Genomic DNA, 13,709 nt, shown 5'->3' with positions numbered 1-13,709 from the left:
GGACCCGCGTCCTCGGACCTTCGTGAATCGGGCGGCACCTGCCCCTTCAGATCCCTGACAAAACGTGCAAGCCTCGCGCAAACCCCGTACGCCGACTGCGGACGCACACCCGGTTCGCGTATGGTCACGCACACCTACCCCCGGCGACCCGTGGTGCATCCGTGATCCGATTCGACAATGTCTCCAAGGTCTACCCCAAGCAGACCCGCCCCGCTCTCAGGGATGTCTCCCTGGAGGTCGAGCGTGGTGAGTTCGTGTTCCTCGTGGGGTCCTCCGGCTCCGGAAAGTCCACCTTCCTGCGGCTGATCCTCCGCGAGGAGCGGTGCAGCCACGGTCAGGTGCACGTCCTGGGCAAGGACCTCGCGCGCATCTCCAACTGGAAGGTGCCGCACATGCGCCGCCAGCTGGGGACCGTGTTCCAGGACTTCCGGCTCCTGCCGAACAAGACCGTCGCCGAGAACGTGGCCTTCGCACAGGAGGTCATCGGCAAGTCGCGCGGCGAGATCCGCAAGTCCGTCCCCCAGGTGCTCGACCTCGTCGGCCTGGGCGGCAAGGAGGACCGGATGCCCGGCGAGCTGTCCGGTGGTGAGCAGCAGCGCGTGGCCATCGCGCGCGCGTTCGTCAACCGCCCGAAGCTGCTCATCGCCGACGAGCCGACCGGAAACCTCGACCCGCAGACCTCCGTCGGCATCATGAAGCTGCTCGACCGCATCAACCGCACGGGCACGACCGTGGTGATGGCGACCCACGACCAGAACATCGTGGACCAGATGCGCAAGCGCGTCATCGAGCTGGAGCAGGGCCGTCTCGTCCGCGACCAGGCACGCGGCGTCTACGGCTACCAGCACTGATCATCGTCCACGGAAAGGTCTGAAGAAGACGCCATGCGCGCCCAGTTCGTTCTGTCGGAGATCGGTGTCGGTCTCCGCCGCAATCTGACGATGACCTTCGCGGTCGTCGTCTCGGTCGCCCTGTCCCTCGCCCTGTTCGGCGGTTCGCTCCTGATGAGCGACCAGGTGAGCACGATGAAGGGCTACTGGTACGACAAGGTCAACGTCTCGATCTTCCTCTGCAACAAGAGCGACGCCGAGTCCGACCCCAAGTGCGCCAAGGGCGCCGTGACCGCCGACCAGAAGAAGCAGATCCTCGCCGACCTGGACAAGATGACGGTCGTCGAGAAGGTCTCGTACGAGTCCTCGGACCAGGCGTACAAGCACTACAAGGAGCAGTTCGGCGACTCCCCGCTGGCCAGCTCCCTGACGCCGGACCAGATGCAGGAGTCGTACCGGATCAAGCTGAAGGACCCGGAGAAGTACCGGGTCATCGCGACCGCCTTCAACGGGCGGGACGGCGTGCAGTCCGTGCAGGACCAGAAGGGCATCCTCGACAACCTCTTCGGGCTGCTCAACGGCATGAACTGGGCCGCACGCGCGGTGATGGCGATGATGCTCGTCGTCGCGCTGATGCTGATCGTCAACACGGTGCGCGTCTCGGCGTTCAGCCGTCGGCGGGAGACCGGGATCATGCGCCTGGTCGGCGCCTCCGGGTTCTACATCCAGGCGCCGTTCATCATGGAGGCCGCGGTCGCCGGGCTCATCGGCGGTGGTGTCGCCTGCGGATTCCTGCTGATCGCCCGGTACTTCATCATCGACCACGGTCTGGCCCTGTCCGAGAAGCTGAACTTGATCAACTTCATCGGCTGGGACGCCGTGTTGACCAAGCTGCCGCTCATCCTCGCGACAAGTCTGCTGATGCCCGCGCTGGCCGCGTTCTTCGCGTTGCGCAAGTACCTGAAGGTGTGACACATGCCAAGAGGGCCGTACCGTCAACCGGCGGTGCGGCCCTTCGCCTTGTCCTAGACTCACCGGCATGTCAGGCCGTGACCTGTTCTGTGAGCCCCGCCGCATCCGCCGCGGGGCGGCCCTGACATTGGTGTTCGCGAGCGTCCTCGTCGCAGGAGCGGCGACCGGATCCTTCTCCGACGCCGGCCGCGGACCGCGTACTCCCGGTTCCCCCGACGTGCGTTCCACGCCGGCCGCCCACCACGAGGACGTCACCGCGGCGGCCGCCGAGGCGATGGCCGACGGCAAGTCCCCCATGGAGGCCGCCGAGCGTGCCGTCAGCCGCAGCGGCGACCGCTGGGGCGCGGTCTACTCCCAGGGCGAGTACGAGGAGTTCGAGGAGGCGCTCGACGGCCAGTACACCGGCGTCGGGCTGTCGGCCCGGCGCGAGCGCGACGGACGCATCGAGGTGACGCGCGTCCGGGCCGGCTCGCCCGCGGCGGGCGCCGGTATCCGCGAGGGCGACCGGCTGCGCAGCGTGGACGGCGAGAAGGTCGACGGCCGGCCCGTCACCGAGGTCGTCTCCTTACTGCGCGGCGACGCGGACGACGCGGCGGCCGGCACGGAGGTCTCCCTCGGCCTGGAACGCGGCACCCGCGAGTGGACCGAGACCCTGCGCCGGGCCAGGCTCTCCACGGATCCCGTGACCGTGCACCGGCTCCCGGGCGGCGTCGTCGTGATCAAGGTCGCCGCCTTCACCAAGGGCGTCGGCGACCGGGTACGGACCGCCGTCACCCAGGCACCGAGCGAGGCGGGCATGGTCCTCGACCTGCGCGGCAACTCCGGAGGCCTGGTCTCCGAGGCCGTCACCGCCGCCTCCGCCTTCCTCGACGGCGGCCTCGTCGCCACGTACGACGTGGACGGACGCCAGCGCGCCCTGCACGCCGAGTCCGGCGGCGACACCGCCAGACCCCTGGTAGCGCTCGTCGACGGCGGCACGATGAGCGCCGCCGAGCTGCTCACCGGAGCCCTCCAGGACCGCGGCCGAGCGGTCGTCGTCGGTTCCAGGACCTTCGGCAAGGGCTCGGTCCAGATGCCGAGCCGGCTGCCCGACGGCTCCGTCGCCGAGCTGACCGTCGGGCACTATCGCACCCCGTCCGGGCGTGGTGTCGACGGCCGGGGCATCACCCCCGACCTGGAGGCGGACAAGCAGTCGCTGGAGCGGGCCGAGACCGTGCTGAGCGGTCTCGGGGATGCCCGCTGACCCGCTGCTCGCGGTCCGCGTAATCGGCTTTCCCTCACACCCCTGTGTGGTGCGAAAATGGCCAGCACTATGAGCAAGGGAATGTACGTACCGAAGGAGTCCCAGCCGAAGCAGGGCGGGGGCGGCTCCGCCAAGGCCAAGGACGGCAAGCGCAAGATCGTCGCGCAGAACAAGAAGGCGCGCCACGACTACGCGATCATCGACACCTACGAGGCCGGGCTCGTGCTGACCGGCACCGAGGTGAAGTCGCTGCGCCAGGGACGTGCCTCGCTGACGGACGGCTTCGTCCAGATCGACGGGAACGAGGCGTGGCTGCACAACGCCCACATCCCCGAGTACAGCCAGGGCACCTGGACCAACCACACCGTGCGGCGCAAGCGCAAGCTGCTGCTGCACCGTGAGGAGATCGACAAGCTGGAGTCCAAGTCGCAGGAGACGGGTCACACGATCGTGCCCCTCGCCCTGTACTTCAAGGACGGCCGCGCCAAGGCGGAGATCGCCCTCGCCCGCGGCAAGAAGGAGTACGACAAGCGGCAGACACTGCGTGAGAAGCAGGACCGGCGGGAGTCGGACCGCGCGATCGCGGCGGCCAAGCGGAAGCAGCGGGGCGACTAGGCCGCCGCCCGCAGGAATAGGCTGGCATCGTCGTGCGTTGGTCACGTACGATGGCAACGCACCTCACAGAGGGTGCGCGGACCGAAAGGTCCAGGGGCCGGAAGGTCCCGGTTTGAAAAAACAACATGGGGATGATCGGTTTCGACAGCGGCTGTTGAAGCAGGGGAAGCGTGTCGAGGAAGCGGCAATGATCTCGTAAACCATATGTCGCAAAAAATAATCGCCAACACCAAGCGCGATTCCTTCGCCCTCGCTGCCTAAGTAGCGACTTGCGAAGTGTCAGCCCGGGGCTGTTCCCGACCCGGATCCTGGCATCAGCTAGGGGACTAAACTTCTGAACCCGGTCACGGGGTGCAGAAGGAAATCAAACAGTGACTGAGCCCGTCGGCGACTTGTTCGCGTGATCGCCGGGGCTGAGAAAATCACAGCGAACTGCACACGGAGAAGCCCTGATTTTGCACCGTTGGACGCGGGTTCGATTCCCGCCATCTCCACTCATCCCATGTTTTGGATACAGAGGAAGAGCCCCGCTGCCACGGCAGCGGGGCTCTTCCTTTCGGTGGCCCGGGCGGCGCCCTCGGTCCTCAGCGGATCACCTCGGCGGGCCGGCTCACCGCAGCGTGAACGACGACAGGCGCAGACCGCCGCTCAGCACCAGATAGACGTCCTTGCGTCCCGTGGCGGTGGCCAGGGCGGCGGACACCGTCTCGTAGGAGTACGGGGACGCCGTGCCGTCCGTGTGCGCGGTGCCGAGCAGGGTGCCCGTCGGCGAGCCGAGGCGCACCTCGACCGAGCCCGCGGTCCCGGCCACCCGGGCGGTGAACCGTCCGGTGCCCGGTCCGAGCCGGGCGTCCGCGAACTTCAGCCAGGCACCGTCGCCGCCGGCGCCCACCGCCGTACCGCGCACCTTGGACTCGTCGACCAGCCGCACCCCGGCGTAGTCGTCGAAGTTCTCGGCCCGCGTCGCCCTCGTCAGGTCCCGCGGCGGGATCGTCTCGCCCCGCACCGCGAGCGAGGCACGGGCGCGGATGTCGGACGAGGACGCCCCGACCAGTACGTCGTACGTGCCGCTCTCCACCACCGGGCGGGAGCGCGTGACGTCCCAGTGGGTGAGGTCCTCGGTGCGCAACCCCAGCCGCACCGTCTTCGTCCGGCCCGGCTCCAGCGACACCCGCGCGTACGCCTTCAGCTGCTTCAGCGGCTGCTTGTCGCGCGAGGTCCGCTGGTGCGTGTACAGCTGCACGACCTCGTCGCCCGCCCGGGAACCGGTGTTCGTGACGGAGACCTCGTAACCGCCGTCGACACGCTTCAGCCCGCCGTAGCGGAAGGACGTGTAGGAGAGGCCGTGGCCGAACGGGTAGAGCGGCCGCCCCTTGAAGTACTGGTACGTGCGGTCGGACTTGATGATGTCGTAGTCCAGGATCGACGGGAGGTCCGACTCCGAGGCGTACCAGGTCTGGGTGAGGCGGCCCGCCGGGTTCGCGTCCCCGTACAGCAGGTCGGCGAGCGCGTTGCCGGTCTCCTGGCCCGCGTGCGTGGTCCACAGCACGGCCGGGACCTTCTTCTGGAGGGCGCCGAGCGTGGTCGGGTAGCTGTTCTCGACGACCACGACGGTCTTCGGGTTGGCCGCGCGCACCGCCTCGACCAGCGCTTCCTGCGCGGGTGCCAGACCCATGTCGGTGCGGTCGTGGTCCTCGCGGCCGTTGATCGACGGCATCGAGCCGACCACGACCACCGCGGCGTCCCGGCCCTTCACCGCGGCCACCGCCTCGTCGACGCCACTGCGCACGACGTCCTTGTCGTAGTGGGCGGCCCGTTCCTTCGGAACCAGGCCGAGGGTGCCGTCGTCGCCGGTCGGACCGAGGTAGACGGGGTTCGACCACCAGGACTCGGCGGTCTCGTACCCCGCGTACCGCAGGAGGCTGCTGCCGTCGTCCTGCCGCTCCAGCACGAACTGCTGCTGCACGTACCAGCCGTTGGGCTGGACCTGGTCGTTGACGAAGCCGGACCAGTTGTAGCCGACGTACTTGCCGTTGGCGGCGGAGCGCAGCGTGACGATGCCGGAACCCCAGTCGAAGACGTCGAACCGGGACGCGGTGCCGTTCTCGGCGCTCTCCTTCAGAGCCGCCCCGTCGGCCGTCGCCCCCGCGGTGACGTACCGGCCCGTCGCCCTGTTCCTGAGGGTGATGCGGTCCGCGCCCTCACTGCTCGCCACCGAGGTGCCGAGCTTCGCCGCGATGCCGTCCTTCGGGGTGACCGCGTACGGCAGCGTCCCCGAGTACCAGTCGGTGTAGAGGGTGTCGGCGAGCGGGCCGACGACGGCGACGTTCCTGGCCGACGCCTTCAGCGGCAGCGCCTTGTCGTTCTTCAGCAGGACGGCGGCCTTCGTCGCCGCCTCGCGGGCCAGCTTCCGGTGGGCCGGGCTGTCGATCACGGAGCTGTCGATCGAGCCGTACCGGCCGCCGCCCGGATCGAACTCGCCGAGCCGGACACGGACGGCGAGGATGTGGGACACCGCCGTGTCCACGTCCGACTCCTTCAACAGGCCCTGTTCCAAGGCGGACTCGACGGCCGTCGTGGTCGGGTCGGGGTCGGCGCTGTTGTCGGTGAAGCTGTCGATGCCCGCCTTCAGCGCGGCGGCGTCGCCCTCGGCGAGCGTGGGGTAGTAGTCCTGGTTGCCGGGGAGCAGATTGCCGGGGGCGAAGGCGTCGGTGACGTTGAGGAGATCCTTGTCCGTCCAGCCGCGCACGACGTCGTCCAGGTCGGGATTGACCGTGTCGGGACGGCCGTTGACCAGGTTGTAGGAGGACATCACCCCCGTCGCCGCGTCCGCCGCGATCGCCGGCCGGAAGGCCGCCTCGTCGTACTCGTGCAGCACCCGCGGGCGCAGGTCGGAGGAGGTGGTCGTGCGGTGCGTCTCGTTGTTGTTGGCGAGGTAGTGCTTGAGGGTGGGCGCCGTCTTGAGGTGGTCGGGGTCGCCGCCGGTGAGGCCGTCGCCGTACGCGGTGGAGATCGACCCCGTCAGGTACGGGTCCTCGGAGTAGCCCTCCTCGTTGCGTCCCCAGCGCGGGTCGCGCAGCAGGTTCACCACCGGTGCCCACAGGTTCAGGCCCCAGCCGTCGGGGCGCTCCTGCTGGAAGCCGCGCGCCTCGTCGCCGACCGCCGAGCCGACCCGTTCGATCAGGGCCGGGTCCCAGGTCGACGCGAGCCCGACCGCCTGCGGGAACACCGTCGCCTTCCCCAGCCAGGCGACTCCGTGCAGGGCCTCGGTGCCGGTGCGGAACGCCCCGATGCCGAGGCGGGGGATCGCCGGTTCGTACTGGTGGAGCAGCGAGACCTTCTCGTCGAGGGTGAGCCGGGCGAGCAGGTCGTCGACGCGCGCGGCCACCGGGAGGTCCGGGTCGCGGAACGCGGGAGCGGCGTCGGCGTGGGCGGGGAGGCAGACGCCGGGGCCCGCGAGCAGGGCCAGCGCCACGACGAGCGTGGCGCCGGGTCTTCTTCTCGTGCCTTTCATGTCACGGCTCCTTCGGGTAGGGCCTTGCACGGGGCGTTCGGGACGTTCAGGGGGCGTTGCGCGGCGCGGTGCTCGCGCGCTCCGTCAGCCGGGGCGCCAGCAGCGTCGCCCCGGGCACGTCGGCGCCGTCCAGCTTCCGCATCAGCAGCTCCACGGCCCGCGCGCCGACCTCGGCGGACGGCAGGGCGATGGAGGTGACGGGCACCCGCAGACCCTCGGCGACCTCGTCCGGGCAGATGGCGGTGACGGAGAGATCGCCGGGAACCCGCAGCCCGAGCTGCTCGAACGCGTCGATCAGCGGTTCCAGGACCGGCTCGTTGTGGACGACGACGCCCGTCAGCGCCGGGTGCTCGCGCAGCAGCTGCTCGGCGATCCGGCGCGCGGCGGCAGGCGAGGCCTCGCAGGGGTGGACGGACGACGACAGACCGTTGCGGTGGGCGGCGGCCGTGAACCCCTCCACCACCCGCTGGGCGAACGCCGTCCCGCGCACGTACACCTCGGGCGGCGAGCCGACCAGCGCCACGACCCGGTGCCCGAGCCCCGCCAGCCGCTCCACGCAGAGCTCGCCCGCCGCCTTGAAGTCCAGGTCGATGCAGGTGAGCCCGTCCGCGGCGGCGGGGAAGCCGATGAGCACGGAGGGCCGGTCGAGCGCGCGCAGCAGCGGCAGCCGGGCGTCGTGCAACTGGACGTCCATCACGATCAGCGCGTCCACCAGCGCGGTGTCGGCGACCCTTCGCAGCCCCTCCTCGCCCTCCTCCTGGGTGAGCAGCAGGACGTCGTGGTCGTTTCGGCGGGCCGCCGTCACCACGGACACCGCGAACTGCATCACGACCGGCACATGGATGCCCGCCCGCAGCGGCACCACCAGCGCCAGCACGTTCGACCGGCTGCTGGCCAGCGCCCGCGCGCCCGCGTGCGGCCGGTAGCCCAGCTCGCGGATGCTGGCCTCGATGCGCTGCCGGGTCTCCTCGGAGATCGGGCGCTTGCCGCTGAGGGCGTAGGAGACGGTGCTCGGGGACACCCCGGCGTGCCGCGCCACATCGGTGATCTTGACCATCAGTCGGACTCCAGCTCCAGCGACAGGAACCCGGTGCCGGCCCGCGCCCGCACCTCGCGCCCCTGCGCCGCGAGCCCCCACGACGCCGCCGGATCGCTCGACGAGGCGCGCAGCGTGTTCCCCTCCCGTACGACGGTGAAGGTGACGCCGCCGACCGTCACCGTGACCTGGGTGCCACGGCCCAGGCCGTACGCGCGCAGGGTGACGCCGTCGGCGTGGTCGTACTCGGGCCGGTCGTCCACGGCGCCCACCGGGATCACCGCCCCGGGCCGCACCAGGAGCGGCACGCTCAGGAACCCGTGCCGCTCGCGCACCCAGCGCGGCCCGGTCACCGTCCGCCCGCTCAGGAAGTGCGTCCAGGTGCCCTCCGGCACGTAGTACGACACGTCGCCGTCGTCGCTGAAGACCGGCGCGACCAGCAGATCGGGGCCGAGCATGTACTGCCGTTCCAGGTGCGCGCACCCCGGATCGTCGGGGAACTCCAGGACCATCGACCGCATCACCGGCACGCCCTCCGCGTGGGCGGCGCGCGCGGCCTCGTACACGTACGGCATGAGGCTGAGCTTCAGCCGCGTGAACAGCCTGAGGACGTCGACGGCCTCCTCGTCGAACAGCCACGGCACGCGGTACGACGACGATCCGTGCAGCCGGCTGTGCGACGACAGCAGGCCGAAGGCGATCCACCGTTTGAACAGCGCCGGCGACGGCGTCCCCTCGAACCCGCCGATGTCATGGCTCCAGAACCCGAACCCCGACATGCCGAGGCTGAGCCCGCCGCGCAGCGACTCCGCCATCGACTCGTAGGTCGCCTCGCAGTCGCCGCCCCAGTGCACCGGGAACCGCTGGCTGCCGGCCGTCGCCGAGCGCGCGAAGACGACCGCCTCCGCCTCGCCCCGGTGCTTGCGCAGCACCTCGAAGACGGTCCGGTTGTAGAGGTACGTGTAGTAGTTGTGCATCCGCTCGGGGTCCGAGCCGTCCGCGTACGCCACGTCGACGGGCACCCGCTCGCCGAAGTCGGTCTTGAAGCAGTCGACGCCCTGCGCGAGCAGCGCCTCCAGCTTGGCCGCGTACCAGTCCCGGGCGTCCGGGCTGGTGAAGTCGACCAGCGCCATGCCGGGCTGCCACAGGTCCCACTGCCACACACTGCCGTCGGCCTTGCGGAGCAGGTGACCGAGCGCCTTGCCCTCCGTGAACAGGGGCGAGCGCTGCGCGATGTACGGGTTGATCCACACGCAGATGCGCAGGCCCTTCTCCTTCAGCCGGGCCAGCATGCCCTCCGGGTCGGGGAAGACCCGGGGGTCCCACCGGAAGTCGCACCAGTTGAACTCGCGCATCCAGAAGCAGTCGAAGTGGAAGACGGAGAGCGGCAGTTCGCGCTCCCGCATGCCGTCGATGAAGGAGGTGACGGTCTCCTCGTCGTAGGAGGTGGTGAACGACGTGGACAGCCAGAGTCCGAAGGACCAGGCGGGCGGCAGCGCGGGACGCCCGGTGAGGGCCGTGTACTTGCGCAGGATGTCCTTCGGGGTCGGGCCGTGGATGACGTAGTACGTCAGCTGCTGGCTCTCCACGCTGAACTGCACCCGCGACACCGCCTCCGAGCCGACCTCGAAGGAGACCCGGCCCGGGTGGTCGACGAAGACTCCGTAGCCCGCGTCGGTCAGGTAGAACGGCACGTTCTTGTAGGCCTGTTCGGTCGCGGTGCCGCCGTCGGCGTTCCACATGTCGACGACCTGGCCGTTCTTGACCAGCGGGCCGAAGCGCTCGCCGAGGCCGTAGACGCTGGTGCCCACCCGCAGGCCGAGCTGCTCGCGCAGGTAGTGGGAGCCGCCGGCGTCCCTCATGATGCCCATGCCCTTGGGGCCGCTGCTGGTGAGCGTGCGGCCGTGGGCGAGGAAGTCGACGTGCCAGGGTCCGCCGCGGGCGACCCGGACGGACAGCGCGCCGGACGTCAGCGTCGCGTACTCCTCGTCGTACGACACCTGGGCGGCGCCCTCCCCGGCCCGCACCTCGAACTCGGGGCCGCGTGGCTGCTCGCCCTCGAAGTGCGTCAGGGTGACACCGATGACGTCGGGCATCGGCGCGTGGGCGGTGATGGTCACGACCGGTCCCTTCAGCAGGTCGCCGCGGTGGCGGATGGGCTGGGTCGGCGCGTGGATCTCCAGGCTGCCGGGTCCGGAGGTCACGTCGAGGACCTCGACCGGATGGGCCGCGGTGACGCCCTCGCGCAGCAGCCAGTAGCCGTCCGTGAACTTCACTGTCGTACCCCTTACTTCACTGCGCCGACGGCGATGCCGCGGGTGAGGGTCCGCTGGAAGACGAGGAAGAAGACGATGGCGGGCAGGACGCCCAGGAGAGCGGCCGCGTTCGTCATGGTGGCGTCCATCAGGCGCTGGCCCTGGAGGACGCCGAGGGCCACCGACACCGTCTGGTTGTCGTTGGAGATCAGCATGACCAGCGGCAGCAGGAACTCGTTCCACGTCCAGATGAAGAAGAAGACGAGGAGCACGCCGATGGTGGGGCGGCTGACCGGGACGACGATCCGCCACAGCACCTGCCACTTGTTCGCCCCGTCGATCCGGGCGGCCTCGATGATCTCGCGCGGGAACCGGCCGAGGACGGAGGCGAGCAGATAGGTGCCGAAGGCCGCCTGGATCACCGTGAAGACGATGATCACGCTGAGCCTCGTGTCGTACAGGCCGGCCTGCTTGCTCAGGTAGTAGACCGGGTAGACCAGCGCCTCCTGCGGCAGCATGTTCGCCAGCACGAAGAAGGCGAGCACCCAGGTGCGGCCCCTGATCCGGCCGATGCCGATCGCGTAGGCGTTGAGGACGGACAGGACGGCGGCACCGACCGCCACCGACCCGGAGATCAGGACGGAGTTGACGAGCTTGCGGCCGAAGTCGACGCGGTCCCAGAAGTCCTCGATGCCGTCGAGGTACAGACCCCGGGGCAGGCTGAGCGGCCCGTTCTCCGCGTACTCGGCCGGCGACTTGACGGCGTTGACCGCCACGACGAGGAACGGCAGCACCATGAACAGGGCCGCGATCACCAGGGCGACGAGGACCGGGTAGCGGGCGAGGACACCGCGGGCGGGCCCGCGCGTCCTCACCGCGCCGGTGCGGACGGCTGTCATGTGCGGACCCCTTCCTCCGCGTCCTCCGCGCGGGTCTGGAACCTCAGCCCGGCCAGTGCCAGGACGAGGATGATCACGGTGAGCACGGTGGAGATCGCGGCGCCGTAGCCGACCTGGGTCTTCTCGAAGAAGGTCGTGAAGGAGAAGTACGAGGGGACGTCGGTGGCGCCGCCCGGTCCGCCCTTGGTCAGGACGTACACCGCCCCGAACACCTTCAGCGCGGCGATCGTGCACCACAGCAGTACCACGTAGATCTCGGGCCTGATCTGCGGCAGCGTGACGTGCCAGAAGCGCCGCCACCAGCCCGCGCCGTCCAGTTCGGCGGCCTCGTGGAGCTGCGGGTCGACGCGTTGCAGGCCCGCCATGAAGACGACGAGCGGGAAGCCGAGCTGCACCCACACCATCACGCCCATGACGCTGTACAGGGCGAGGTCGGGGTCGCCGAGCCAGTCCTGCTGCCAGGAGCCGAGACCGACGGCCTTCAGCAGTTCGTTGAGCGAGCCGTTGTCCGGCGCGAGGATCCAGCTCCAGACGATGCCGGCGACCGCGATGGGCAGCACCTGCGGCAGATAGAAGCAGGCCCGCAGCACGGAGGCGACCCTGCCGCCGAAGTGCCGGCCGATGAAGTCGAACAGGGCGGCGGCGAGGACCAGTCCGAGCACGGTGGGTATGGCGGCCATGGCGACGACCATGAACAGGCTGTGCCGGAACGACGCCCAGAACTCCGCGTCGTCCATCAGCTCACGGTAGTTGGCGAGCCCGGACCACTTGGGAGCGCCGACGCCCTGCCAGTCGGTGAAGCTGACACCGGTGTTCATCAGGAACGGGACGGCGACCACCGCGAGGAAGGCGAGGACGCCGGGCAGCAGGAAGGGCAGGTAGGAGTCGCGGGGGCGGCGCGGGCGCGGTGCGCTGCCGTGCTGCTTGCGGACGACCCGGCCGCCCCGCTCGACGGTGACCGTCATGTCTTCGGTACGCCCTTGTCGTACGCCTTCTGCAGCGCGCTCAGATAGGCGTCCGGCTTCTCGCTCCCGGTGATCAGCTTCTGGGTCTCCGAGACGAGCACGTCGTAGAAGCCGGCGACGGGCCAGTCCGGGTAGAAGGCCAGTCCGTCCTTGCCGGAGAGGGTGTTGAAGTCGGCGATCAGCGTCTTGGCCTGGGGGTCGGTGATGGCGGCGGGGTCGGCGGCCACCGGGATGCCGCCCTTGTTGCCGAGCAGGTTCTGGATCTTCTTCGACATGGTGATGTCGATGAAGTCGTAGGCGAGTTCCTTGTTCTTGGCGCCCTTGGGGACGACCCAGAGGTTGCCGCCGGAGCCCAGCGTGAGGTTGCTGCCGGGCCACAGGAAGGTGCCCCAGGCGAACTTGTTCTCCTCCTTGAAGCGGCCGTACCACCAGCTGCCGCTGAACAGGATGGGGCTCTTGCCCTGGATGAAGGAGACGCCCGCGTCCTCCGCCTTCACACCCGTCGACTTCTTGCTGATGTAGCCCTTCTTCACCCAGTCGGCGAAGGTCTCGGCGGCATACGTCCAGGCGGCGTCGTGGAAGTCGGTCTTTCCCTTGTAGAGCTCGTACGCGTCGACCCAGGAGCGGTCCGCCTTGGAGAGCGCCAGCTGGTAGAGGTACTGCTGGGCGATGTACTCGGCGCCGCCGTTCGCGAGCGGGGTGACGCCCTTGGCGACGAAGGTGTCCATGGCGGAGGTGAGTTCGCCGAGCGTGGTGGGTTCGGCGACGCCGTACTTCTGGAAGAGGTCCTTGTTGTAGTAGACCATCGTGTACTCGGCGTAGTTGGGGACGCCGTACCACTTCCCGGAGCCCATGACTCCGTCCGTGTCGTACTGGCTGATGGTCCGCACCCCGCCGCTGATCTTCTTGTCCCAGCCGTGCCGGGTGACCTCGGCGGTCAGGTCGGTCAGCAGTCCCTGCTGGGAGAGCTTGCCCGCCGTCGCGTTGCCCTTGTTGTACTCCATGAGGTCCGGCGCGTCACCGGAGTTGAGGACCATCGGGGCCGTCTTCTGGATCTGCTCGAAGCCCTTCTCCTCGAACTTCACCTTCACGCCCGGGTGTTTCGCCTCGAACTCCTTGATGGCCTCGTTCCAGGCCACTCCCATCGCGCTGTTCGGCGCCTCGTAGTGCCACAGCCGCAGCGTCTTGCCGTCCTCGGCCCCGCTGTCCGAGCCGCCGCAGGAGGCCAGCAGCAGGGAGCCCGCCAGGGCCGCCGCCACCGTCGCCGCCGTGCGCCTTCGTTTCGTCGACATCCATTGCCTCCGGGGGAGTTGGATGGGTCACGGAAGCGTCACGCAGCAATCGTCGAATCGTTTCGATGCGTGACGTCGAAGCGCTTCG

At 69.4% G+C, this 13,709-nt stretch carries 10 protein-coding genes and 1 other RNA gene; 5 read left to right on the top strand and 6 right to left on the bottom strand.

The window, feature by feature from the left end; translation table 11 throughout:
- Positions 1 to 161: 161 nt before the first annotated feature.
- From ftsE to ssrA, 5 genes are all read left to right on the top strand, one after another.
- Positions 162 to 851 (top strand): cell division ATP-binding protein FtsE, encoded by a 690-nt coding sequence (gene ftsE, locus BKI49_RS14635; RefSeq protein WP_028805019.1) that lies wholly within the window; start codon positions 162 to 164, stop codon positions 849 to 851.
- A gap of 33 nt (positions 852 to 884) precedes the next feature.
- Entirely contained in the window at positions 885 to 1,802 is a 918-nt protein-coding gene (ftsX, locus tag BKI49_RS14630; RefSeq protein WP_028805020.1) for a permease-like cell division protein FtsX, read from the top strand.
- A gap of 67 nt (positions 1,803 to 1,869) precedes the next feature.
- The gene (locus BKI49_RS14625) at positions 1,870 to 3,045 is read left to right on the top strand and encodes a S41 family peptidase (protein WP_179332448.1); all 1,176 of its coding nucleotides are present in this window, start codon (positions 1,870 to 1,872) and stop codon (positions 3,043 to 3,045) included.
- A 69-nt stretch (positions 3,046 to 3,114) separates the two neighbouring features.
- On the top strand, positions 3,115 to 3,660 hold the full coding sequence (gene smpB / locus BKI49_RS14620; protein WP_095934708.1) for an SsrA-binding protein SmpB: 546 nt from the start codon (positions 3,115 to 3,117) through the stop codon (positions 3,658 to 3,660).
- 127 nt (positions 3,661 to 3,787) lie between these two features.
- Positions 3,788 to 4,157: a transfer-messenger RNA gene (gene ssrA, locus BKI49_RS14615) on the top strand.
- 113 nt (positions 4,158 to 4,270) lie between these two features.
- Here the strand turns inward: ssrA and BKI49_RS14610 are convergent.
- The 6 genes from BKI49_RS14610 to BKI49_RS14585 are packed head-to-tail and all read right to left on the bottom strand — an operon-like array spanning position 4,271 to position 13,621.
- Positions 4,271 to 7,174 (bottom strand): glycoside hydrolase family 3 protein, encoded by a 2,904-nt coding sequence (locus BKI49_RS14610; protein WP_095934707.1) that lies wholly within the window; start codon positions 7,172 to 7,174, stop codon positions 4,271 to 4,273.
- A 46-nt stretch (positions 7,175 to 7,220) separates the two neighbouring features.
- Complete coding sequence (locus BKI49_RS14605) at positions 7,221 to 8,231, bottom strand: LacI family DNA-binding transcriptional regulator (RefSeq protein ID WP_095934706.1); 1,011 nt, start codon at positions 8,229 to 8,231, stop codon at positions 7,221 to 7,223.
- The gene (gene yicI / locus BKI49_RS14600) at positions 8,231 to 10,486 is read right to left on the bottom strand and encodes an alpha-xylosidase (RefSeq protein ID WP_095934705.1); all 2,256 of its coding nucleotides are present in this window, start codon (positions 10,484 to 10,486) and stop codon (positions 8,231 to 8,233) included. Before yicI ends, BKI49_RS14605 begins: the two co-directional genes overlap by 1 nt.
- 11 nt (positions 10,487 to 10,497) lie before the next feature.
- Positions 10,498 to 11,364: a carbohydrate ABC transporter permease gene (locus BKI49_RS14595; protein WP_095934704.1), complete on the bottom strand. Its 867-nt coding sequence runs from the start codon at positions 11,362 to 11,364 to the stop codon at positions 10,498 to 10,500.
- Positions 11,361 to 12,329: a carbohydrate ABC transporter permease gene (locus tag BKI49_RS14590; RefSeq protein WP_095934703.1), complete on the bottom strand. Its 969-nt coding sequence runs from the start codon at positions 12,327 to 12,329 to the stop codon at positions 11,361 to 11,363. Before BKI49_RS14590 ends, BKI49_RS14595 begins: the two co-directional genes overlap by 4 nt.
- Positions 12,326 to 13,621: an ABC transporter substrate-binding protein gene (locus BKI49_RS14585; RefSeq protein ID WP_095934702.1), complete on the bottom strand. Its 1,296-nt coding sequence runs from the start codon at positions 13,619 to 13,621 to the stop codon at positions 12,326 to 12,328. The genes BKI49_RS14590 and BKI49_RS14585 overlap by 4 nt, the downstream gene beginning before the upstream one ends.
- Positions 13,622 to 13,709 lie beyond the last annotated feature (88 nt).

It is taken from the genome of Streptomyces sp. Tue6028, from assembly GCF_002300165.1.
Taxonomy (GTDB): Bacteria; Actinomycetota; Actinomycetes; order Streptomycetales; family Streptomycetaceae; genus Streptomyces; species Streptomyces siamensis.
The sequence above is the reverse complement of the archived record's forward strand: the minus strand, read 5'-3'. Positions and strand labels throughout refer to the sequence as shown.